Origin of the sequence: Marinibacterium profundimaris (assembly GCF_002210095.1) — a bacterium.
GTDB classification, from domain to species: Bacteria; Pseudomonadota; Alphaproteobacteria; order Rhodobacterales; family Rhodobacteraceae; genus Marinibacterium; species Marinibacterium profundimaris.
On the sequence record NZ_AQQR01000003.1, the window covers coordinates 109,500 to 130,117 of the forward strand.

The 20,618-nt window shown below is 65.5% G+C and carries 23 protein-coding genes; 15 read left to right on the plus strand and 8 right to left on the minus strand.

Annotation, left to right across the window (positions count from 1 at the left end; all coding sequences use genetic code 11):
* The first annotated feature begins 262 nt into the window (after window positions 1–262).
* Window positions 263–490, plus strand: coding sequence for a hypothetical protein (locus ATO3_RS08740; protein ID WP_088649472.1), 228 nt, complete (start codon window positions 263–265; stop codon window positions 488–490).
* Window positions 491–609: 119 nt separating this feature from the next.
* Complete coding sequence (gene grxD / locus ATO3_RS08745; RefSeq protein WP_088649473.1) at window positions 610–972, plus strand: Grx4 family monothiol glutaredoxin; 363 nt, start codon at window positions 610–612, stop codon at window positions 970–972.
* Window positions 973–1,050: 78 nt separating this feature from the next.
* Here grxD and ATO3_RS08750 read toward each other — a convergent pair whose 3' ends face one another.
* The 3 genes from ATO3_RS08750 to ATO3_RS08760 form a co-directional block, all read right to left on the minus strand.
* On the minus strand, window positions 1,051–1,824 hold the full coding sequence (locus tag ATO3_RS08750) for an EF-hand domain-containing protein (RefSeq protein ID WP_088649474.1): 774 nt from the start codon (window positions 1,822–1,824) through the stop codon (window positions 1,051–1,053).
* A gap of 189 nt (window positions 1,825–2,013) precedes the next feature.
* Entirely contained in the window at window positions 2,014–2,445 is a 432-nt protein-coding gene (locus tag ATO3_RS08755) for a cell division protein ZapA (RefSeq protein WP_088649475.1), read from the minus strand.
* On the minus strand, window positions 2,445–2,972 hold the full coding sequence (locus ATO3_RS08760; protein ID WP_088649476.1) for a hypothetical protein: 528 nt from the start codon (window positions 2,970–2,972) through the stop codon (window positions 2,445–2,447). The genes ATO3_RS08755 and ATO3_RS08760 overlap by 1 nt, the downstream gene beginning before the upstream one ends.
* A gap of 227 nt (window positions 2,973–3,199) precedes the next feature.
* Here ATO3_RS08760 and tkt point away from each other — a divergent pair, with 227 nt between their 5' ends.
* The 3 genes from tkt (at window position 3,200) to bfr (ending at window position 6,120) form a co-directional block, all read left to right on the plus strand.
* On the plus strand, window positions 3,200–5,218 hold the full coding sequence (gene tkt / locus ATO3_RS08765; RefSeq protein WP_088649477.1) for a transketolase: 2,019 nt from the start codon (window positions 3,200–3,202) through the stop codon (window positions 5,216–5,218).
* A 169-nt stretch (window positions 5,219–5,387) separates the two neighbouring features.
* Complete coding sequence (locus ATO3_RS08770; protein WP_088649478.1) at window positions 5,388–5,678, plus strand: (2Fe-2S)-binding protein; 291 nt, start codon at window positions 5,388–5,390, stop codon at window positions 5,676–5,678.
* Complete coding sequence (gene bfr, locus ATO3_RS08775; RefSeq protein WP_088649479.1) at window positions 5,632–6,120, plus strand: bacterioferritin; 489 nt, start codon at window positions 5,632–5,634, stop codon at window positions 6,118–6,120. Before ATO3_RS08770 ends, bfr begins: the two co-directional genes overlap by 47 nt.
* A 225-nt stretch (window positions 6,121–6,345) precedes the next feature.
* Here bfr and ATO3_RS08780 read toward each other — a convergent pair whose 3' ends face one another.
* Complete coding sequence (locus ATO3_RS08780; protein WP_088649480.1) at window positions 6,346–7,320, minus strand: DUF808 domain-containing protein; 975 nt, start codon at window positions 7,318–7,320, stop codon at window positions 6,346–6,348.
* Between the two features lie 228 nt (window positions 7,321–7,548).
* Here ATO3_RS08780 and gap (ATO3_RS08785) point away from each other — a divergent pair, with 228 nt between their 5' ends.
* The 3 genes from gap (ATO3_RS08785) to gap (ATO3_RS08795) all read left to right on the plus strand — a co-directional run bounded on the left by gap (ATO3_RS08785) (window position 7,549) and on the right by gap (ATO3_RS08795) (window position 9,949).
* On the plus strand, window positions 7,549–8,568 hold the full coding sequence (gap, locus tag ATO3_RS08785) for a type I glyceraldehyde-3-phosphate dehydrogenase (protein WP_088649481.1): 1,020 nt from the start codon (window positions 7,549–7,551) through the stop codon (window positions 8,566–8,568).
* Between the two features lie 87 nt (window positions 8,569–8,655).
* On the plus strand, window positions 8,656–8,799 hold the full coding sequence (locus ATO3_RS28990) for a hypothetical protein (protein ID WP_198963226.1): 144 nt from the start codon (window positions 8,656–8,658) through the stop codon (window positions 8,797–8,799).
* 151 nt (window positions 8,800–8,950) lie between these two features.
* Window positions 8,951–9,949, plus strand: coding sequence for a type I glyceraldehyde-3-phosphate dehydrogenase (gene gap, locus ATO3_RS08795; RefSeq protein ID WP_088649483.1), 999 nt, complete (start codon window positions 8,951–8,953; stop codon window positions 9,947–9,949).
* A 172-nt stretch (window positions 9,950–10,121) separates the two neighbouring features.
* On the opposite strand, the gene coaD is transcribed toward gap (ATO3_RS08795), so the two are convergent.
* The 3 genes from coaD to ATO3_RS08810 all read right to left on the minus strand — a co-directional run bounded on the left by coaD (window position 10,122) and on the right by ATO3_RS08810 (window position 12,118).
* On the minus strand, window positions 10,122–10,616 hold the full coding sequence (coaD, locus tag ATO3_RS08800; RefSeq protein WP_088649484.1) for a pantetheine-phosphate adenylyltransferase: 495 nt from the start codon (window positions 10,614–10,616) through the stop codon (window positions 10,122–10,124).
* A gap of 64 nt (window positions 10,617–10,680) precedes the next feature.
* Window positions 10,681–11,115, minus strand: coding sequence for a CBS domain-containing protein (locus ATO3_RS08805; RefSeq protein WP_088649485.1), 435 nt, complete (start codon window positions 11,113–11,115; stop codon window positions 10,681–10,683).
* A 109-nt stretch (window positions 11,116–11,224) separates the two neighbouring features.
* Window positions 11,225–12,118 (minus strand): LysR family transcriptional regulator, encoded by an 894-nt coding sequence (locus ATO3_RS08810; protein ID WP_088649486.1) that lies wholly within the window; start codon window positions 12,116–12,118, stop codon window positions 11,225–11,227.
* Between the two features lie 107 nt (window positions 12,119–12,225).
* Here ATO3_RS08810 and ATO3_RS08815 point away from each other — a divergent pair, with 107 nt between their 5' ends.
* The 3 genes from ATO3_RS08815 to ATO3_RS08825 all read left to right on the plus strand — a co-directional run bounded on the left by ATO3_RS08815 (window position 12,226) and on the right by ATO3_RS08825 (window position 15,184).
* Window positions 12,226–13,725 (plus strand): CoA-acylating methylmalonate-semialdehyde dehydrogenase, encoded by a 1,500-nt coding sequence (locus ATO3_RS08815; protein ID WP_088649487.1) that lies wholly within the window; start codon window positions 12,226–12,228, stop codon window positions 13,723–13,725.
* Window positions 13,726–13,916: 191 nt separating this feature from the next.
* Entirely contained in the window at window positions 13,917–14,423 is a 507-nt protein-coding gene (locus tag ATO3_RS08820) for a hypothetical protein (RefSeq protein ID WP_088649488.1), read from the plus strand.
* Window positions 14,424–14,572: 149 nt separating this feature from the next.
* Entirely contained in the window at window positions 14,573–15,184 is a 612-nt protein-coding gene (locus tag ATO3_RS08825) for a L,D-transpeptidase (protein ID WP_088649489.1), read from the plus strand.
* An 83-nt stretch (window positions 15,185–15,267) separates the two neighbouring features.
* Here the strand turns inward: ATO3_RS08825 and ATO3_RS08830 are convergent, their stop codons facing one another.
* Window positions 15,268–16,107 carry a class I SAM-dependent methyltransferase gene (locus tag ATO3_RS08830; RefSeq protein WP_088649490.1) on the minus strand — a complete coding sequence of 280 codons (840 nt, stop codon included), beginning with the start codon at window positions 16,105–16,107 and terminating at the stop codon, window positions 15,268–15,270.
* A 136-nt stretch (window positions 16,108–16,243) separates the two neighbouring features.
* On the opposite strand from ATO3_RS08830, the gene ATO3_RS08835 reads away from it, so the two are divergent.
* From ATO3_RS08835 to mmsB, 4 genes are all read left to right on the plus strand, one after another.
* Window positions 16,244–17,359 carry a carboxylate-amine ligase gene (locus tag ATO3_RS08835; RefSeq protein ID WP_088649887.1) on the plus strand — a complete coding sequence of 372 codons (1,116 nt, stop codon included), beginning with the start codon at window positions 16,244–16,246 and terminating at the stop codon, window positions 17,357–17,359.
* A gap of 149 nt (window positions 17,360–17,508) precedes the next feature.
* Window positions 17,509–18,651, plus strand: coding sequence for an acyl-CoA dehydrogenase family protein (locus ATO3_RS08840; protein ID WP_088649491.1), 1,143 nt, complete (start codon window positions 17,509–17,511; stop codon window positions 18,649–18,651).
* 1 nt (window position 18,652) lies between these two features.
* Window positions 18,653–19,690, plus strand: coding sequence for an enoyl-CoA hydratase/isomerase family protein (locus tag ATO3_RS08845; RefSeq protein WP_088649492.1), 1,038 nt, complete (start codon window positions 18,653–18,655; stop codon window positions 19,688–19,690).
* 5 nt (window positions 19,691–19,695) lie between these two features.
* Window positions 19,696–20,568 (plus strand): 3-hydroxyisobutyrate dehydrogenase, encoded by an 873-nt coding sequence (gene mmsB, locus ATO3_RS08850; protein WP_088649493.1) that lies wholly within the window; start codon window positions 19,696–19,698, stop codon window positions 20,566–20,568.
* The last annotated feature ends 50 nt before the right edge of the window (window positions 20,569–20,618 follow it).

Sequence of the window (20,618 nt, forward strand, 5' to 3'; positions counted from 1 at the left end):
ACCGTCCCTTGGACCATAGTCGTCGCGCGGGCCCGGATGGGCCCGGCACGGCAACCTTTCGCCGCCCCTGCCCTGCAGGTCCGAAAGCCGCGCGGACATGTGGAGAATCGCCGGATCCCACCCGCTCGCCGGGCAGTTTCGCCCGGCCGCGGCTGCATGACGCTGCGTGAGCCGGCTTGGTGAGCAAATATTCACTTAAGTGTTGCAATAGAGCCCGATTCACCCGACCTTGTGTATCAATGAGCCACCGACAGGAGGGTCAATGAACACGTCCGAAGGTCCATTTACCGCAGCCAAGGCCATGGCAGGCGGAGAGACACATCTGATCGTCATCGTACTGCTGCTGCCATTCGTCGCCGTCTTCCTGCGCGCCGCCTGGCTGGAGTACCGGCGCTGGCGAATCCACGGCGCCTCGAACAACCTGCGCTCGCGCTACCCGATCGACACCACGGCGCCCAGCTACGATCTGCCCGAACCGCAGAGCAAGTAGGCCGCACCGCGTCGGTTGCGTTTGGCAGCATGGTTGCCCCGGCCCTGATTGGGTCTTATGTGTCGAGGGAAGTTACCGAGACGCGCCATGCGCAACCCAGCACCGAGGATGCATCACCGATGACCGACGCCAAGACCCGCATCGACGAAACCGTCAAATCCAATGACGTGGTGCTTTACATGAAAGGCACCAAGTCGATGCCCCAGTGTGGTTTCTCCAGCCGCGTGGCCGGAGTCCTGAACTACATGGGTATCGATTTCACCGACGTGAACGTGCTTGCCGACGAAGAGATCCGTCAGGGCATCAAGGAGTATTCCGACTGGCCCACGATCCCGCAGCTCTACGTAAAGGGCGAATTCGTCGGCGGCTGCGACATCATCACCGAGATGACGCTGTCCGGGGAGCTGGACACGCTCTTCGAGGAAAACGGCGTGGCCTATGACAAGGACGCCGCAAACAAGATCCGCGAAGCCAACGCCTGAGGCGTCGCCGCTGATCCAACAGAAAAGGCTCCCGGTCATCCCGGGAGCCTTTTTGCATCCGGGGGCGATCCCCGGATCTCAGTTGCCGGAGCCGCCCGCCGTGGGATCCGTGCTGTCGGGCGTGCTCTCCGGCGCGGCGGCGTCCGTGCTTGCACCGGATGCGGCGCCCTCGCCGTCCGCCATGCCCCAGTGGCGACCGAAGCGCGGCAGCTCCTCGCGGGTGATGACCCCGTCGCCATTTGCATCCAGCCGCTCAAAGATCTGGTCCGCCTTGGCATCGAATTCCGCGCGCGACAGTTCTCCGTCCTCCATCAGCTCGCTGATGAACGGCGGCTGGCGGAAACCTCCGCGACGGTCGCCGTGGTCCCGTTCGCCGTGCCACCCCTTGCGGTCGCCGTCATGGCCGTAGCCTTTCCGATCCGGCGTGCCATGACCGTCGCCATGACCCTGCTGCATCATCCCGTGATGCATCTGCGGCGCCATGCCCGGCATCATCGGCATCATGGGCATCATCGGCACATAGCCCGGCACCATCACGTAGCCCGGAACCATGACATAGCCGGGCGCCATACCCATCATGCCGCCGCCCATCTGGCCCATCATGCCATGCCCCTGCATGCCGGGTCCGGTGCGCCCCTCGCCCATCTGTCCCATCATCCCGTGACCCTTCATGCCAGGCCCAGAGCGGGATCCATGGCCCATCCCGTCACCGCGGTGGCCCATACCCGGCGCGTCCTCCTGCATGCCCTGGGCCGGCGGCGCGGCGGGCGCCTCGGTGTCGGGTGCGCTCTGTGCAAAGGCCGCGGCCGCCGAGACGGCAAGCGCCTGGGATGCGATCAAAAGCGTTTTCATGGGTCTGCTCCTGTTTGAAGGTTTTGTCCCCTTCAAACGCGGCAGCCTGGCATTTCCGTCGGTGGGAATGCGCAGAAACCACCCTGAGCTGCCGGAAACCTGCCGGCGCACCAGCGCCGTCCCCCTGCCCCCACAACGACGAATATGCCGGACAACGGCCCAGGATCTTCAAAGGCGCGGCCGCGCGGATCAGCCCCGGGGCGCCTCGTCGTCGCTTGCAGCCGGGTCCGCCACGGATTTCTCCTCGACCTCTGCCGCAAGGGCCTCGGCCTGGGCGGCAAGTTCCGCAAGCGTGTCGGTCACGCTCGACGGCACGACGGGCACCTCGATCCGCTCCGGCTCGGGCGGCGGCAGGTCTTTCAGGGCCGCCAGCTCGGCGTCGCGTTCGGCCAGCGTCGCCTCGACCTCCTTGATGCGATCCTCGACCGCCGCCGTCTTGTCGGCCAGCATCAGCCCCGCCATCAGCAGCATCCGCTCTTCCGGCATCCGGCCGATCTGCTGCGCGAGGACCTGCGCCTCCTCGTCCAGCATGGACGCGGCGGAATGCAGATAGCTCTCTTCGCCTTCCTGGCAGGCCACGGCGAAGCTGCGTCCGCCAATCTGGATCGTCACCTCGGGCATCAGGTCTCCTCCCCGCTGAGGGGCTCTTCACTCGGCTCATCCCCGGCCGGATCCGCCGCGGCGGCCAGCAGCGGCTGCAGCCTGGCCAGGATCGCCCCGGCCTCGGCCGTCTCGGTCGCGCGGGTGGCGCGCAGCGCCTCCAGCTCGGCCAGCATCGCCTTGTTGATCAACTCCGGCGCGCCGACGCCCTCCTCGTTCGCCGCGCGCAGCTTTGCGTTGCTGTCGCGCAGCTGGTCGTTGGCCTGGCGCAGGCGCTGCATGTCCATGTCCAGACGGGCCATCGCAAGCGACTGCGCCTCGACCTCGCGCTTCAGCGCGTCGACCTCGCCGGCATGGCGGTCAATCAGGCTGCGCATGCGCTCTTCCAGCTGGGCATTGGCCAGCCGTTCTTCTTCAAGAGCGGTTTCCAGCGCCTGCGCAATCGCGGGATCGGGGACCTCGACAATGGGTCCCAGCTCGCCCAGGCCACTGCGGATCCGCTGCATGGCGGCCACGATCCGCCCCTGCAATTCGTCGATGTCACTCATGCCCGTCACCTTGCGTCCGTGCGGTTTTCATTCGTTCCTGCCCCGATCAGGCCCCGCGAATCGCGTTCGCCTTCCGCGAAGCCCATCTTACCGAATGCCAACAAGAATTGCCCGTCTATTGCAATCAAGCACTTGAGCGGCACTCCTGATGCGCGCGCTCGCGCCTTGCACTTTGCCCCCCGCTTGGTATTGAGCGGCCAATGGAGATCAATTCAAGGAGAGCCCCGGTGGATCTCACTGCGCTGCGCACCGCCAACCCCGAGCATTGGGCCAAGGCGGCCGCGATCCGGACCCTGACGCTGGACGCCGTCGCCGCGGCCAATTCCGGCCATTCCGGCATGCCGATGGGCATGGCCGACGTGGCGACCGTGCTCTTTGAAAAGCACCTGAAGTTCGACGCCGCCAATCCCGAGTGGCCCGACCGCGACCGGTTCATACTGTCGGCCGGCCACGGGTCGATGCTGATCTATTCGCTGCTCTACCTGACCGGGTCCGAGGAGATCACGCTCGACCAGATCAAGAACTTCCGTCAGTGGGGCTCGAAGACCGCCGGGCACCCGGAGAACTTCCTCGCCAAGGGCATCGAGACGACGACCGGCCCGCTGGGCCAGGGTCTTGCGAACTCGGTCGGCTTCGCCATCGCCGAGGCCTCGCTGCGGGCCAATTTCGGCAAGCAGCTGGTGGATCACTACACCTATGTCATCGCCGGCGACGGCTGCCTGATGGAGGGCGTCAGCCAGGAGGCGATCGCGCTTGCCGGCCGGCAAGAGCTCGACCGGCTGGTGGTCTTCTGGGACAACAACAACATTACCATCGACGGCACCGTCGACATGGCCGACCGCACCGACCAGGTCGCGCGATTCAAGGCCAGCGGCTGGCACGTGCAGGAAATCGACGGCCATGACCCGCAGGCCATCGACGAGGCGATCACGGCCGCGAAGAAGGCCGGCAAGCCCTCGATGATCGCCTGCAAGACGCATATCGCGCTCGGCTCTTCGGCGCAGGACACCTCCAAGGGCCACGGCGCGCTGACCGATGCGCAGCTGATCGCCGACGCCAAGGCCGCCTATGGCGCGCCGGCCGGCGCCTTCGAGGTGCCCGACGAGGTGAAGAAGGCCTGGGAATCCATCGGCACGCGCGGCGCCGCCGAGAAAGCCGCCTGGGACGAGCGCCTGGCCGCCGCCAGCGCCGGCAAGCGGACCCGGTTCGAGCGGGTCATCGCCGGCGAGGCGCCCAAGCGCTTCGTGGCCACGATTCGCGCGCTGAAGAAGCAGATGGCCGAAAGCCAGCCCAAGGTCGCCACGCGCAAGAGCTCGGAAATGGTGCTGGAAGTGATCAACCCGGTCATGACCGAGACCATCGGCGGCTCGGCCGACCTGACGGGATCGAACAACACCAAGACCGCGGATCTGGGCATCTTCGACACCGACAACCGCAAGGGCCGCTACATCCACTACGGCATCCGCGAACACGGCATGGCCGCAGCGATGAACGGCATGGCGCTGCATGGCGGTATCCGCCCCTACGGCGGCACCTTCATGTGCTTCACCGACTATGCCCGCCCGGCGATGCGCCTGGCCGCTCTGATGAAGGTGCCGACGGTCTTCGTGATGACCCACGATTCCATCGGCCTCGGCGAAGACGGCCCGACCCACCAGCCGGTCGAGCACCTGGCGATCAGCCGCGCGACGCCGAACACCTTCGTGTTCCGCCCCGCCGACACGGTGGAAACCGCCGAGGCCTGGGAAATCGCGCTGACGCAGGAGGCCACCCCGTCGGTCCTGTCGCTGACCCGCCAGGGCCTGCCGACGGTGCGCGGCGAGTACAAGCCGAAGAACCTGACCGCCCAGGGCGCCTATGTGCTGGCCGAAGCCGAGGGCAAGCGCCAGGCGATCCTGATCGCCACCGGCTCCGAGGTCTCGATCGCGCTTGAGGCGCGCGAGGCGCTGCAGGCCGAGGGCATCGGCACGCGCGTCGTCTCCATGCCCTGCATGGAATTGTTCGCGCAGCAGGACGAAGCCTATCGCAAGCGCGTCCTTCCGGCGGGCGCTGTCCGCGTCGGCATCGAGGCCGCCGTGCGCCAGGGCTGGGACCGCTGGCTGCTGGGCGAGCGCGGCCGCGAAGCCAAGGCCGATTTCGTCGGCATGGACAGCTTCGGCTCCTCCGCCCCGGCCGAGGAGCTTTTCGAGAAGTTCGGAATCACGGCCGAGGCCGTGGTCGGGAAGGTCAAGGCTCTGCTCGCCTGACACTCCCGACGCCAAGTGCCCAAGGGCCCGCCGGTCACCTCCGGCGGGCCCTTTTTCGTGCCCATCGCCGGGTCCGCGCGGGATCGTGAAGGCGAGTCTTTCGCTCGGAATTGACAATCCGAGTGTTTCTGTCATCAATGGGTCCGAGAGCGAGAGCAGGACCGACAAGATGATCATTTGCAGTTGTCAGCGGATCAGCGATCACGACATCCACTCGGCGATCGACTGGATGCGGAAATCCGATCCGGCGACCATCATCACGCCCGGCAAGATCTATCATGCGCTGGGAAAAAAACCTGACTGCGGCAGATGTATGCATCTGTTTGTTGCGACCATGCGTGAAAGCGCTAACTTGGAAGTGCCCGCGATCCTTCGCGGGCTGAAACCAAGGCACCGCGAGAAGGACAAGGCGCATGAAGGGCGACACCAAGGTCATCGAGTATCTCAACAGGGCTCTTAGAGCCGAACTGACGGCGATCAACCAGTATTGGGTCCACTACCGGCTGCAGGCCGACTGGGGCTATGGCAAGCTGGCCAAGAAATCGCGCGCCGAATCCATCGAAGAGATGACCCACGCGGACAAGATCATCGATCGCATCATCTTTCTCGAAGGCCACCCCAACCTGCAGACGCTGGATCCCCTGCGCATCGGCGAGAACGTGCGCGAGACGCTGACCTGCGATCTGGCCGGCGAGATGGACGCCGTGGCGCTGTATTCCGAGGCCCGCAAGTATTGCGAAGAGGTCGGCGATTACGTCTCCAAGATGCTGTTCGAAGAGCTTCTCAAGGACGAGGAAGGCCACGTGGACTTCCTGGAAACGCAGATCGAGCTGCACGACACGATCGGCGCCCAGAACTACGGCCAGCTCAACGCCCAACCGGTGGACGAAGTCGAAAGCTGATCCTGCCCGGGCGGTGTCCGATCGGGACCCGCCCTCGGCTTACCGGGACGGGCATGATCGCGGGATCCCGACACCGGAAATAACACAGGCGCAGGCGGCGGTCAGTCCGCCGCGCGCCGATCCGCGTTGGGGTCCACGCCTTTCACGACATCGCACAGACGACCCGGGCACACCGCGCTGCAGCGGTCATTCCAGGCGCATCGCCCCGGCCCGCCTGCTCCGATCTCAGTGATCCGCCTTGCTTTCGGCCCCGCCGAACAGCCCGATCACCGGCTGAACCACGTATTCCGCCACCGGGATCAGCAGCGCCCCCAGCAGAACCCCGAAGATCCCGTCGAACAGCGCCGTCACGCTCCATTCCACCGCCGGGGTGATGTTCTCGGGCACAGCGTGGCCGACCGCCACCGCCACATCGTGGATCCAGTGGCCGAGCGCGCCATAGCCCAGCTCTTCCAGCCCGTGGATGATGATCGACCCGCCGACCCAGAGCATCGCCGCCGTGCCGACGATGGTCAGCACCTTCATGAAATAGGGCATCACGTACACGATCCGCTTGCCGATGGCCCGCAGGACACCCGAGTCAGTCCCGGCGAGATACAATCCGAAGTCATCCGCCTTCACGATCAGCGCCACCGACCCGTAGACCACGACGGTGATCCCGATCCCGACCAGCGCCAGCACCACGCCGACAAAGGCCCAGTGCCCCTCGGGGATCGCCGACAGCGCGATGGTCATGATCTCGGCCGACAGGATGAAATCGGTCTTGATCGCCCCGCGCGCCTTCTTCTCCTCAAGATGCGCCGGATCGCTGTCGACCGGGTTCACCTCGGGTGGATGGCCGTCATGGGGCAGGAAGGAATGCACGACCTTCTCCGCCCCCTCGAAACAGAGGTAACAGCCCCCCAGCATCAGCAAGGGGGAGATCGCCCAGGGCGCGAATTGCGCCAGCAGCAGAGCAATGGGCAGCAGGATCACCAGCTTGTTGAAGAACGACCCCTTGGCGATCCGCCAGACGATCGGAATCTCGCGCGCCGCCGAGAAGCCGTGAAGGTATTTCGGCGTGACCGCGGCATCATCGATCACCGCGCCGGCGGCCTTGGCCCCGGCCTTGGCCGCCTGCCCCGCCACGTCATCCACCGAAGCCGCCGCGACCTTGGCGATACCCGCCACGTCGTCCAACAATGCCAGAAGTCCGCTCATCGCCCGTGCCGCCCCGTTGCCCTTGGTCCTGTGCCGCCGAAGGCACGCACGCATGCGCACCCCCGTATTGCGGTTGAGACCCTAGAGCAATTCAATCCCAAGGCAAGCGTTAGCGCAACCGGACCTGGTTTGCGCTAACATTATGAAAATACGTCCCTTTTGCCTTTTCGCGCTGTGCTGCAGCGTCTATATCCTTCTCAACCACATCCCTTTTTCGGAGCGAGTTGAATGACCATTCATGTCGGCATCAACGGCTTTGGCCGCATCGGACGTTGCACCCTCAGCCACATTGCGCAGTCCGGGCGCGAGGACATCCGCGTCGTCAAGGTCAACGCGACTGGCCCGCTGGACACCGCGGCCCACCTGATGCGCTACGACAGCGTGCATGGCCGCTTTCCCGGCCAGATCACCGTGGGCGACGGCACGATGGACCTCGGCGCCGGACCGATCGAGATGTATTCGACCTATGATCCGTCCGAGATTGACTGGTCGGGCTGCGACGTGGTCCTGGAATGCACCGGCAAGTTCAACGACGGCAACACCGCCTCGGTCCACCTGGACCAGGGCGCCGGCGCGGTGCTGATCTCGGCTCCTGCGAAAAATGTCCAGAAAACAGTCGTCTACGGCGTGAATGACCATGAGCTGAGCGCCGACACCACCATGGTTTCCAACGGCTCCTGCACCACCAATTGCCTGGCCCCGCTGGCCAAGGTGCTGGACGAAGCCTTCGGCATCGAGCACGGCATCATGACCACCGTGCATTCCTATACCGGGGACCAGTCGACCATCGACCGCCGGCACAAGGATCTCTATCGCGCCCGCGCCGCCGCCATGGCGATGATCCCCACCACCACCGGCGCCGCCAAGGCCCTGGGCGAGGTTCTGCCCAAGCTGCGCGGCAAGCTCGACGGCTCGTCGATCCGCGTGCCCACGCCGAATGTCTCGGCGGTGGACCTGACCTTCCGCGCCGGCCGTGATGTGACCGCCGAAGAGGTCAACGCCGCCGTGGCCGCCGCCGCGCGGGGCAAGATGGGCCGCGTGCTGGCCTATGATGAAGAGCAGAAGGTCTCGGTCGATTTCAACCACACCGAGGAAAGCTCGATCTTCGCGCCCGACCAGACCCGCGTCGTCGATGGCCGCATGGTACGCGTGCTGGCCTGGTACGACAACGAATGGGGCTTCTCGGCGCGCATGGCCGACGTAGCCGTGGCCATGGGCCGGCTGCAGAAAGCGGCCCTGGCCGCCTGACCCTCGGTCGGGGACATTCGCGAACTTGTGGCTTCGGGCCCGGTCAGGCATATCTGGCCGGGCCTTTTCCTTCGGACCTGCCTGCCCATGACCGACCGCCTTGCCCTGTTCCTCGGGATCGTGATCGTTTCGGCCGTGACCGCCGACGTGGCCTTCTATGGCACCGAACACATCGTTTTTCTGGGAAAGAAGCTTTATAACCTCATCGAATGGATGGCCTTCTGGCGCTGAGCAGGGCGTGATCCCGGCCCCCTGGTTGACAACAGTGGGGGGCTGTGGTGCAAGCCTTGCTTGTTAGCGCTAACCAGTTCAGGGTGCTTCAGGAGGCGCCAGATCAGGTGTCATCGCGGGTCCCGCGCGGCCCGCCAGCCGGGAGATAGAGATGACGGTCAAAGTTGCCATCAACGGATTCGGACGCATCGGACGCAACGTGTTGCGCGGTATCGTGGAAAGCGGGCGCAGCGACATCGAGGTCGTCGCCATCAACGACCTGGGTCCGGTCGAAACCAATGCCCACCTTCTGCAGTTCGACAGCGTGCACGGACGCTTCCCGGCCGAGGTGAAGGTCGTGGGCGACGCCATCGACGTGGGCTATGGCCCGATCAAGGTCACCGCCGAGCGTGACCCCGCCGCCCTGCCCTGGGACGGTGTCGACATCGCGCTGGAATGCACCGGCATCTTCACGGCCCGCGACAAGGCCGCCGCACATCTGTCGAACGGCGCGAAGAAGGTTCTGGTCTCGGCGCCGGCAAGCGGCGCGGACCTGACGGTGGTTTACGGCGTGAACCACGACCAGCTGACGGCCGAACACGAAGTGGTCTCGAACGCGTCCTGCACGACCAACTGCCTGGCGCCCGTGGCCAAGGTGCTGAACGATGCCATTGGGATCGAAAAGGGCTTCATGACCACGATCCACAGCTACACCGGCGACCAGCCGACACTGGACACGATGCACAAGGACCTGTACCGGGCCCGCGCCGCGGCCATGTCGATGATCCCGACCTCAACGGGCGCCGCCAAGGCCGTGGGCCTCGTGCTGCCGGAGCTGAACGGCAAGCTCGACGGCGTGGCGATCCGGGTGCCAACGCCGAATGTCTCGGTCGTGGACCTGACCTTCAACGCCGCCCGCGCCACCAGCATCGAAGAGATCAACGACGCGATAAGGGCCGCTGCCGACGGCCCGCTGAAGGGTATCCTGGGCTACACGGACAAGCCCAACGTCTCGATGGATTTCAACCATGACCCGCATTCCTCGGTCTTCCACCTGGATCAGACCAAGGTCATGGACGGCACCATGGTGCGGATCCTGACCTGGTACGACAACGAATGGGGCTTTTCGAACCGCATGGCGGACACGGCGCTCGCCATGGCCGCGGTCTGAGAAGTCTTTCAGGTCTGATCTTTTCCCCGGCCCGGTCCTTCGACCGGGCCGTTTCTTATTCGGGGCCCGAGGGGCGCGGCCCAAGGCCTGCCCCGGAACGCTTTCGGCCGGGAACATCCCGGCCGAAAATACGCAAATCCAATAACTTACATGGCGTCACTGAGATCCGCGGTCAGCCGTGCATCCTCCGGATCAGCGCATCGTTCACCGCCTGGGGCACGAATTTCGACACGTCGCCCTTCAGCCGGCAGATCTCTTTCACCAGCTTCGAGGCAATCGCCTGGTGGCGCGCCTCGGCCATCAGGAACACCGTCTCGACCGAATCGTCGAGCGCCCGGTTCATGCCGACCATCTGGAATTCGTATTCGAAATCCGCGACCGCCCGAAGACCACGCACGATGATCGTCGCGCCCACGTCATGGGCGCAATCGATCAGCAGGTTCTCGAACGGATGGGCCACGATCTCGGTCCCGGTCTGCTCCGACAGCAGCACCAGCTCGGGTTCCAGCATGGCCACACGCTCTTCGAGCGTAAACAGTGGACCCTTGTCGCGGTTTATCGCGACACCGATCACCAACTTGTCCACCAGCGCGGAGGCGCGGCGTATGATGTCGATATGACCCAGAGTGACCGGGTCGAAGGTTCCCGGATACAACCCGACGCGCATGACATGCCTCCCACTGCCGCACCGGGTTGCAACGAAACAAAATTTCGCAGGGGATGCAAGCGGCCTAGTGGCCCATGATCATGCCTTCGAGCGCATCTTTCTCCATTTCCAGGGCCTGGAGCTGTGCCTTGACCACGTCGCCGAGCGAGATCAGCCCGATCATTGCGTCATCTTCGACCACGGGCATGTGGCGGAACCGGCCCTCGGTCATCTTGGACAACACCTCGGACACGGCAGACCGGCTGTTGCAGGTGACCACGTCGCGGGTCATGTAATCCGACACCAGCCGCGACAGGCACGAGGACCCGGACTGGGCCAGTTCGCGCACGATGTCGCGCTCCGACAGAATGCCAAGCGCCACCTTTCCATCCTCGCTGACCACGACCGTCCCGATCCGCTTGTCGGCCAGGATCTTCGCGACATCCGCGATCGACGTATCCGGCCCAACCGTCACGACGCCCGCCTCGGGCTTGGACTTGATAATCTGGTGCACGAGCATGGCGTCTCCTCCACATGCTATGGCTCTGTTGGCATCCTCTCACGGCGCCGCTGATCGGGCCGGTATTTTTCTTTCTTAATCAAAAGCGTTGCCGCAATAAAAGTTAAAGTCAAGCAGCACCTTCGAGCTGGTAAACTTCGGCTTTCAGACGCTCGGCTAAAACGGCCGAGAAGCGGTTCAGCCGCTCGCTTCGCTGATCGCTCTGGTGCCGGACCAGGTAGAAGGCCCGTTTCAGCGCAATCTCCTCGCTCAGGACCCTGCGCAACCTTGGGTGGAACGGTAGCGCGAAATCATGCGCCACGCAAAGCCCCTGTCCACCTTCGGTCATCCGCAGCTGCACGGGCACCGAATTCGATGCGAGGGCGACGCGATCGACACCCAGTTCATGCAGGTAGTCCAGTTCGGCATCGAAGATCATGTCCGGGATGTAACCCACCATCGGCAGCCCGCGCAGGTCGGCGCGCGCCTGGATCGGGTGCCGCGCCAGGAAATCCTCGGCGCCGGCCAGGTGCAGCCGGTAATCGGTGATCTTTTTCACCAGCAGCTGCCCCGCCGTGGGCGGGCTGACGGTGATCGCCATGTCCGCCTCGCGCCGCGACAGGTTCACGACCCGTGGCTGGGCCACGACCTGGATGTCCAGGTCCGGGTTCTCGCGCGCGATGGACAGGCAGACCTGCGGCAGCAGGTAGGTCGCGCAGCCATCCGGCGCGCCAATGCGGATCTGCCCGGTCAGCCGGTCCGAGGATCCCGCAATCGCATCCATCCCCGCCCGCATCGCCTGCTCTGCCCGCTCGCCATGGGCCAGCAACCGTTCTCCGGCGGGCGTCAGCGTGTAGCCCTGCGGCGATTTCAGGAACAGCGGCGCCTCCACCGCCGCTTCCAGCCGGGCGATCCGCCGCCCGACGGTGGCCGGGTCCAGCTTCAGCCGCCGGCCCGCGCCCGACAGGCTCTCGGCCCGGGTGACGGCAAGGAACACCTTCATGTCGTCCCAGTGCGGTTCCATCTCACCCCTGCAATATTGCAAAACCTCTTTGGGATCTTGCCCCTGTTCAGCGCGTTTCTGCAAGATTAGGATGTGCCCAAAATCCGACCATCCCGAGGAGACACCCGATGGAAGAGATCCAGCATTACATCAACGGCGCGCGCGTGACTGGCACATCGGGCCGCTTCACCGAGATCTTCAACCCCGCCACTGGCGAGGTGCAGGCCAAGGTCCCGCTCGCCTCGGTCGAAGAGATCAACGAGGCCATCGCCAAGGCTGCCGAGGCACAGGTCGCCTGGGGCGCCACCAACCCTCAGCGCCGCGCGCGGGTGATGATGAAGTTCGGCCAGCTCATCAACGAGAACATGGACAAGCTCGCCGAGCTGGTCAGCCGCGAACACGGCAAGACCCTGCCCGACGCGCGCGGCGACGTGCAGCGCGGGCTGGAAGTGGTCGAGGTCTGCATGGGCGCGCCCAACATGCTGAAGGGCGAATACACCGACAACGGCGGCCCGGGCATCGATCTTTATTCCATGCGCCAACCGCTCGGTGTGGTCGCGGGCATCACGCCCTTCAACTTCCCGGCGATGATCCCGCTGTGGAAGATGGCGCCGGCGCTCGCCTGCGGCAACGCGATGATCCTCAAGCCGTCCGAGCGCTGCCCCTCGACCTCTCTGCTGCTGGCCGAGCTGATCAAGGAAGCCGGCCTGCCCGATGGCGTGCTGCAGGTGATCAACGGCGACAAGGAAGCCGTCGACGCGATCCTGGACAACGAGACGGTGCAGGCGGTGGGCTTTGTCGGCTCCACCCCGATCGCGCAGTATATCTATGGCCGCGCCACCGCGAACGGCAAGCGGGCGCAATGCTTCGGCGGTGCGAAGAACCACATGATCGTCATGCCGGACGCCGACATGGACAAGGCCGCCGACGCGCTGGTCGGCGCGGGCTTTGGCGCGGCCGGCGAACGCTGCATGGCGATCTCGGTCGCCGTCCCGGTGGGCGCCGAAACCGCGGACGCGCTGATCGAACGCCTGGTGCCGCGCATCGACAAGCTGAAGGTCGGCCCCTACACCGCCGGCGAAGATGTCGATTACGGCCCCGTCATCACCAAGGCGGCCGAGCAGAAGATCAAAGGCCTTATCACCTCGGGCGTCGAGCAGGGCGCGACCCTGGTGCGCGACGGGCGCGATTTCTCGCTGCAGGGGTATGAAGAGGGCTTCTTCGTCGGCCCGACGCTGTTCGACAACGTCACGCCCGAGATGGACATCTACAAGGAAGAGATCTTTGGTCCCGTCCTCAGCCAGGTCCGCACCGAGACCTACGAAGAGGCGCTCAAGCTGACCATGGACAACCCCTATGGCAACGGCACGGCGATCTTCACCGCCGATGGCGACACCGCACGCGACTTCGCCCACCGGGTGAACGTGGGCATGGTCGGCATCAACTTCCCGATCCCGGTTCCGCTGAGCTACCACACCTTCGGCGGCTGGAAGAAGTCGGCCTTCGGTGACCTGAACCAGTACGGCCCCGACGCCTTCCGCTTCTACACCAAGACCAAGACCGTCACGGCGCGCTGGTTCTCGGGCATCAAGGAAGGCGGCGAGTTCAACTTCAAGGCCATGGACTGACGCAGACCCGGGCCCGGCTGACCGGGCCCGGCCCACAGGCGGCGCCGGCCGCAGGGAACCGGCGCGCGTTGACGTGACAGAAAGCTGCGTTAACCATATGGAAACCATTCGTTGACCGGCGATTATTGGCGTTATTAACTGGGGGTGGGCAGCAGGCCTGCCCCCTGCTTGTTTCGAGGTAACGCCTTGATATGACGATGAAGTTGCGTGTCTTCCCGCGTCGCGGGCTGGTTTTCTTCAGCGCCCATGGCCGTCTTACGGCCAGCGCGATGATCGGAGCCTGTCGCCTTTGCCTGCGCCACCCGGATTTCCGGCCGGGACAGAAGCAGTTGTTCGACCTGACCGAGGTCACGGGCTTCGATTGCAGCGCATCCGGGCTCCTGTCTCTTCAGGCCAAACAGCTTGATCTCTTTGCCTGGGACGGCGCCGAAACGCTCATTGTCTACCACGCCCCGCATCGGGCGGCCCAGGACATCGCACAGCGGGTGCTTCGGCCGCGCGGGTCGATGAAGGGCGTTATCCCCCGCATCCAGGAGCACGAGGCTGACGCCCTGTCGCTTCTGGGCCAGCCCGAGACAAGCTTTGCCGATTTCCTCGCCATGGCCGACCAGCCCTGCAGCGCGCCGCCTCAGCCCTCTCCGGGGCGCAGCACCGGCTATGCCCCGACCCGGCGCGGCCGTCACCCCGACACGCACTGAGGCTCCGAGACCACGGGGCGCGGCAAAGACGGTGAATTCTTCGTGAGCCCCCCCGCTTTGCCGAAGCCCGCACTTTCCTGATCGCCCGGAAACGCGTAAGTCACATTCAAAAAAGTGCATTATGTAACCGTGATGAGGTCCGAGCCCACATGTCCGACCAGCACAACAAGCCTCTGTCCCGCCGCAGCCTGATCCTGAGCGGTATCGCCACCCTGGCCACGCCGGCGCTTGCCCGTGCGCAATCCAGCGATGCCTTTCCGCAGGCCGAACCGGCCATTCGCGACCAGGTTCCGGTGCAGCGCAACATCTCGTCCTTCACCACCCAGAACTGGCAGGACCATTTCGACCAGCTGGGCGTCGGCTGCCTTCTGGCCGACATCACCAGCCGCGCCGTGCATTACTGGGGCGGTGACGGGGTGACCTACCGCCTTTACCCCTCCTCGGTGCCGCTGAGCGAGGAGCTGACCCGCCGCGGCTATTCCACGATCGTGCGCAAGACCGAGTTCCCCAGCTGGACGCCGACGGCGTCGATGCGCGAACGCGATCCCACCCTGCCCGAACGCATGGAAGGCGGCGATCCCGGCAACCCATTGGGCACCCGCGCCATGTATCTCGACTGGCCGGCCTACCTGGTGCACGGCACGCATGACACCCGCAAGATCGGGCGCCAGAGCTCGTCGGGCTGCATCGGTCTTTACAACCAGCATGTCGAACAGCTTTATCCGCTGGTCGAGATCGGCACCCAGGTTCGCCTGGTCTGACGATCCGCCGCGCCCGGTCGATCCCGGGCGGCGCCCCTTTTGATAAGATTGAAACGGATCCCGTGCGGGGTCCTTTCTGCGTTTCAGAGCTTGCGCATCCAGAAGCTCTGCGCCCTGCCCCCGCCCAGGAACGGCAGGGCGGCCACCGCATCGGGCCGTTCCTTCTGCAGGTAGAAACCCGGCCACAGGATCTCGTATCCGCCGCCCTGCAGCAGCGCGTGCAGCATGTATTGCTCGCCCCAGCCCGGGCAGTCGTAGAAGAACCGCTTGGGGTATTCATAGGGCAGGAACACGTCGTGCACGTGGATCACTACGCCCGCGGGCAGCGACGGGATGATCCGGCAGAAGAGATGCGCGACATCGTTGGACATCCGCACCACGTGGCTCGAATCGATGAAGAGCACGTCGTCGGCCTCCAGCTCGGCAAAGAGCGCCGGATCGACGCCTTCGACGTGGCCCTGTTCGAACCGGTCCACCACCCCGGCGATATCCGCGCGCGGCCAGGGGTCGATGGCGGTGATCGTGCCGCGGATCTCCCCGTCGATCAGCGCCTGGCGCGTGACACGGGTGGAGTTGCCGCATCCGACCTCGATCACCCTCTTCGGCGCGTGCCGGCGGATCATCAGGTAAAGCGCCTCGGCATCCGGCGTGTCGTAATAGCCGTTGGCGGGCGTGTAGCCCGTTGTGCTTGCCGTGCGCAGCCGCTCGAGGTCAGCGGCATGGGCCATGTAGTCGCGCTCCAGCGGCGCGATGTCGAAGGCCTCCATCCCCGGCGACAGCGCATAGGCCGGCCCGTTGAGCCCTCCGCGCGCCTCGAATGCCTCCAGCCGCGCGCGTTCGGCGCGGATCTCGTTCTTGTCGACCAGGGCCACGTCCAGCTCGTCGAGCATGTCGTTCATCTTCGGGAATTTGCGCCTGGCCATGGCCCCTGCCTTTCCTGTCACCGGTTCCCTCCCGCTTAGGCGCGCCGGCCGGCGGGCGCAAGCGCGGGCCACGGATTTTCCTTGGCAGATCGGTCGCTTCCGGCTTCACTGTCCCCGCGGAACGGGGGGCGGCGCCATTCAACAGGATTTCACCATCGGCATCGAGGAGGAGTACCTTCTCGTCGACAAGGACAGCCTCGACCTCGCCCAGGCGCCCGAGGCGCTGATGACGGCCTGCCAGGCCGATACCGAGGGCCAGGTCAGCCCCGAATTCCTGCAATGCCAGATCGAGGTCGGCACGCGCGTCTGTTCCAGCATCACCGCCGCGCAGGAAGACCTGCGCCGCCTGCGCCGGATCGTCTCGGACCGCGCGGCCGAGCACAACCTTGCCCCCATCGCCGTCAGCTGCCACCCTTTCGCCGACTGGAAGGTCCAGCATCACACCCGCAAGGAGCGCTATGACGACCTTCAGGATGCGCTTGGCAACGTGGCCCGGCGGATGCTGGTCTGCGGGATGCATGTGCACGTGGGCATCGAGGACGACGCCCGCCGCATCGACCTGATGCCGCAGCTCTGTTACTTCCTGCCGCATCTGCTGGCGCTGTCCGCTTCCTCGCCCTTCTGGGGCGGCGAGGACACGCATCTAGCCTCCTACCGGCTGACCGTCTTCGACAACCTGCCCCGCACCGGCCTGCCGCCCCGCTTCGAAAGCTGGGACGAGTTCCAGCGCACCACCGGGGCGCTCATCGACCTGGGCGTGATCGAGGACACCTCCAAGATCTGGTGGGACCTTCGCCCGTCGAACAGCTTCCCGACGCTGGAGACCCGGATCATGGATGTCTCGCCCCGGCTCGACCATGCGCTGTCTCTGGCGGCCCTGGTACAGGCGCTGATCCGGATGCTGATGCGGCTGCGCGAACGCAATCTGCGCTGGCGCGAATACGATCGGTTCCTGATCGCCGAGAACCGCTGGCGCGCGCAACGCTACGGCGTGACCGAAGGCCTGATCGATTTCGGCGACCGCCAGATCAAGCCGATGACCCAGCTGCTGGACGAGCTGACCGGCCTGCTGGCCGAGGATGCCGAAGCGCTGGGAACGCTGGAATGGATCGCCAAGCTGCGCCGCATCGCCGAAAACGGCACCTCCTCCGCCCGCCAGAGGCGCGTCCATGCCGAGGCGGGCGCCCGCGGCGAGGATCCCGGCCGCGCGGTGGTGCAGCACCTGATCGAGGAATTCCACGCCGACCTCTGAGCCGGGCCCGAGAAAATTCGCCGAATTTTCTCCGCCGCACCCGTCATTTCGCAAAGTGGCTTTGCGGCGCTGCACCTTGCCGCGGCCACGCGGCAACGGATAGAAAAGAAACAGGTTTTCAAACCACAGGTGTCGAGGGGAGGCGCGCCATGGATTTCGCCCTGAGTGAGGAACAACAGGCCATTTTCGACATGGCGCATGGCTTCGGCCAGGACGAGATCGCGCCATATGCCCGCGACTGGGAACGCCAGGGGACCATCCCCCGCGATCTATGGCCCAAGGTGGCGGCGCTCGGGTTCGGCGGCATCTATGTCAGCGAAGACAGCGGCGGCTCGGGCCTCGGACGGCTCGACGCGACGCTGGTCTTCGAGGCGCTGTCGATGGCCTGCCCCTCTGTTGCGGCCTTCCTGTCCATCCACAACATGTGCGCACGGATGATCGACAGCTTTGCCAGCGCCGAGTTCAAGGCCCGCGTCCTGCCCGGCGTCATGTCGATGGAAACGGTGCTGTCCTACTGCCTGACCGAACCCGGCGCCGGCTCCGACGCCGCCGCCCTGACCACCCGGGCCGAGCGCACCAACGAGGGCTACAGCCTCACCGGCACCAAGGCCTTCATCTCGGGCGGCAGCTATTCCGATGCCTATCTCTGCATGGTGCGCACCGGGGGCCCCGGGCCGAAAGGCATTTCCACCATGCTGGTCGAGGCAGGCACACCCGGCCTGTCCTTCGGCGCGCTCGAGGAGAAGATGGGCTGGAAATCCCAGCCCACGGCGCAGGTGCAGTTCGATGCGTGCCCGGTGCCCGCCGCGAACCTCGTGGGCGAGGAAGGCCGTGGATTTTCCTATGCCATGGCAGGACTTGACGGCGGGCGGCTGAACATCTCCGCCTGTTCTCTGGGTGCCGCGCAATCCGCGCTGGACCAGACGCTGGCCTATATGGGCGACCGCAAGGCCTTCGGCCAGAGCATCGACCAGTTCCAGGCCCTGCAATTCCGCCTCGCCGACATGGAGATCGAGCTTCAGGCCGCGCGGGTGTTCCTGCGCCAGGCCGCCTGGAAGCTGGACCAGGGCGCACCGGATGCGACCCGCTATTGCGCCATGGCCAAGAAATTCGTGACCGAGGCCGGATCGCGCATCGCAGACCAATGCCTGCAGCTGCATGGCGGCTATGGCTATCTTGCCGATTACGGGATCGAGAAGATCGTGCGCGACCTGCGGGTCCACCAGATCCTGGAAGGCACCAATGAAATCATGCGCTTGATCGTCGCGCGCAGCCTGCTCGCGGAGCGTTGAGATGTCAGACATACATATCCGGATCACCGGCCGGGCGGGTCGCATCACCCTGACCCGCCCCAGGGCGCTGAACGCGCTGACATGGGACATGTGCCTTGAGATGGACGCCGCGCTGAAAGTCTGGGCCGGGGACGATGCCGTGGCCCTGGTGGTGATCGACGCCGAGGGCGATAAGGCCTTCTGCGCGGGCGGTGACATCGCGCAGCTGCATGCCCACGGTATCCAGGGCGATTACGATTATGCGCGGCGGTTCTGGCGCGACGAATACCTGATGAACGCGCGGCTGGCGGATTTTCCCAAGCCGGTCGTCAGCTTCATGCAGGGGTTCACCATGGGCGGCGGGGTCGGCATCGGCTGTCACGGGTCGCACCGGATCGTGGGCGACAGCAGCCGCATGGCCATGCCGGAATGCGGCATCGGGCTGATCCCCGACGTGGGCGGCACCTATCTTCTGGCGAAGGCGCCGGGGCGGCTGGGCGCCTACCAGGGGCTGACCGGCGCGCGCATGGGTCCGGGCGATGCCATCCACGTGGGCTTTGCCGATGCCTATGTGCCGGAAGACGACTGGCCCGCCGTGATCGCCGCGCTGGAAGAGAGCGGCACGCCGGATGTCATCCCGCAGGCGGCGGCGCCGGCGGCGCCGCTGAAATCCATGCAGGCCGAGGTAGTTACCCTTTTCTCCGGCACGGATCTGTCTGAAATCCTTGAGAGATGTTCGGCCTCTGGCAGCGAGCTCGCCACCGGCGCGGCCAAGGCCTTGCGCCGTGGATCGCCTCTGGCCATGGCCGCGACGCTGGAGATGCTGGAGCGGCTGGGCGGCGGCCCGGACCTGACGATCCAGCAGGCGCTGGCGCTGGAATACCGGTTCACCTGGCGTGCGATGGAGCACGGGGATTTCCTGGAAGGCATCCGCGCGCAGATCATCGACAAGGACCGCAGCCCGTCCTGGCGGGACGGGCTGGCCACGCTGGACCAGGCGCGGATCGACGCGATGCTCGCGCCGCTGGGCGAAGACGAGCTGACATTCGAGGGGGAGTGACGACAATGAAGATCGGGTTCATCGGACTGGGCAACATGGGTGCGCCCATGGCGGCCAACCTGGCGAAGGCCGGGCACGAGGTGACGGGCTATGACCCGGCGGCCTTCGAGGTCGAGGGCGTGGCCGAGGCCGGCAGCGCGGCGGCGGCGGCCACGGGGCAGGACGTGGTGATCACCATGCTGCCCAATGGCGCGATCCTGCGCACCGTGGCGGCCGAGATCGTGCCCGTGATGGACAAGGGCGCCGCCTTTGTCGATTGCTCCACCGTGGATGTGGAGAGCGCGAGGGACATCGCGGAACTGGCTGAAAAGGCGGGACTTCTTGCCGTTGACGCGCCCGTGTCGGGGGGCATTGGCGGGGCCGCGGCGGGGACGCTGACCTTCATGGCGGGCGGCTCGGAGGCGGCCTTTGCCAAGGCGCAGCCGCTGTTCGAGATCATGGGACAGAAGGCGGTGCATTGCGGAGACTCGGGCGCCGGACAGGCGGCGAAGATCTGCAACAACATGATCCTGGGCGTCACCATGATCGCGACCTGCGAGGCCTTTGCCCTGGCCGACAAGCTGGGGCTGGACCGGCAGAAGATGTTCGACGTGGTGTCGACCTCTTCGGGGTACAGCTGGTCGATGAATGCCTATTGCCCGGCCCCGGGCGTGGGGCCGAATTCGCCGGCGGACAATGGCTATGTGCCTGGTTTTGCTGCCGATCTCATGCTGAAGGACCTGCGGCTAAGCCAGCAGGCCGCCGAAAGCGCGGATGCGGACACCCCGATGGGCGCGCTGGCGCAGGCGCTTTACGCGCATTTCGTCGAGGAAGAGGACGGGTCGGGCCGGGACTTCAGCGCGATGCTGCCGCGGTTCGAAAAGCGCGGGCGAGAGTGAGGCAGGCGGAGGTCCAGAGCAGGGAAAGCAACCCCGGCTGAGCGTTGGCC

Coding starts and splice junctions, on each gene's coding strand:
- ATO3_RS08740 (WP_088649472.1), top strand. CDS start 263: ATGAACACGTCCGAAGGTCCATTTACCGCAGCCAAGGCCATGGCAGGC.
- grxD (WP_088649473.1), top strand. CDS start 610: ATGACCGACGCCAAGACCCGCATCGACGAAACCGTCAAATCCAATGAC.
- ATO3_RS08750 (WP_088649474.1), bottom strand. CDS start 1,824: ATGAAAACGCTTTTGATCGCATCCCAGGCGCTTGCCGTCTCGGCGGCC.
- ATO3_RS08755 (WP_088649475.1), bottom strand. CDS start 2,445: ATGCCCGAGGTGACGATCCAGATTGGCGGACGCAGCTTCGCCGTGGCC.
- ATO3_RS08760 (WP_088649476.1), bottom strand. CDS start 2,972: ATGAGTGACATCGACGAATTGCAGGGGCGGATCGTGGCCGCCATGCAG.
- ATO3_RS08770 (WP_088649478.1), top strand. CDS start 5,388: ATGATCATTTGCAGTTGTCAGCGGATCAGCGATCACGACATCCACTCG.
- bfr (WP_088649479.1), top strand. CDS start 5,632: ATGAAGGGCGACACCAAGGTCATCGAGTATCTCAACAGGGCTCTTAGA.
- ATO3_RS08780 (WP_088649480.1), bottom strand. CDS start 7,320: ATGAGCGGACTTCTGGCATTGTTGGACGACGTGGCGGGTATCGCCAAG.
- gap (WP_088649481.1), top strand. CDS start 7,549: ATGACCATTCATGTCGGCATCAACGGCTTTGGCCGCATCGGACGTTGC.
- ATO3_RS28990 (WP_198963226.1), top strand. CDS start 8,656: ATGACCGACCGCCTTGCCCTGTTCCTCGGGATCGTGATCGTTTCGGCC.
- gap (WP_088649483.1), top strand. CDS start 8,951: ATGACGGTCAAAGTTGCCATCAACGGATTCGGACGCATCGGACGCAAC.
- coaD (WP_088649484.1), bottom strand. CDS start 10,616: ATGCGCGTCGGGTTGTATCCGGGAACCTTCGACCCGGTCACTCTGGGT.
- ATO3_RS08805 (WP_088649485.1), bottom strand. CDS start 11,115: ATGCTCGTGCACCAGATTATCAAGTCCAAGCCCGAGGCGGGCGTCGTG.
- ATO3_RS08810 (WP_088649486.1), bottom strand. CDS start 12,118: ATGGAACCGCACTGGGACGACATGAAGGTGTTCCTTGCCGTCACCCGG.
- ATO3_RS08815 (WP_088649487.1), top strand. CDS start 12,226: ATGGAAGAGATCCAGCATTACATCAACGGCGCGCGCGTGACTGGCACA.
- ATO3_RS08820 (WP_088649488.1), top strand. CDS start 13,917: ATGACGATGAAGTTGCGTGTCTTCCCGCGTCGCGGGCTGGTTTTCTTC.
- ATO3_RS08825 (WP_088649489.1), top strand. CDS start 14,573: ATGTCCGACCAGCACAACAAGCCTCTGTCCCGCCGCAGCCTGATCCTG.
- ATO3_RS08830 (WP_088649490.1), bottom strand. CDS start 16,107: ATGGCCAGGCGCAAATTCCCGAAGATGAACGACATGCTCGACGAGCTG.
- ATO3_RS08840 (WP_088649491.1), top strand. CDS start 17,509: ATGGATTTCGCCCTGAGTGAGGAACAACAGGCCATTTTCGACATGGCG.
- ATO3_RS08845 (WP_088649492.1), top strand. CDS start 18,653: ATGTCAGACATACATATCCGGATCACCGGCCGGGCGGGTCGCATCACC.
- mmsB (WP_088649493.1), top strand. CDS start 19,696: ATGAAGATCGGGTTCATCGGACTGGGCAACATGGGTGCGCCCATGGCG.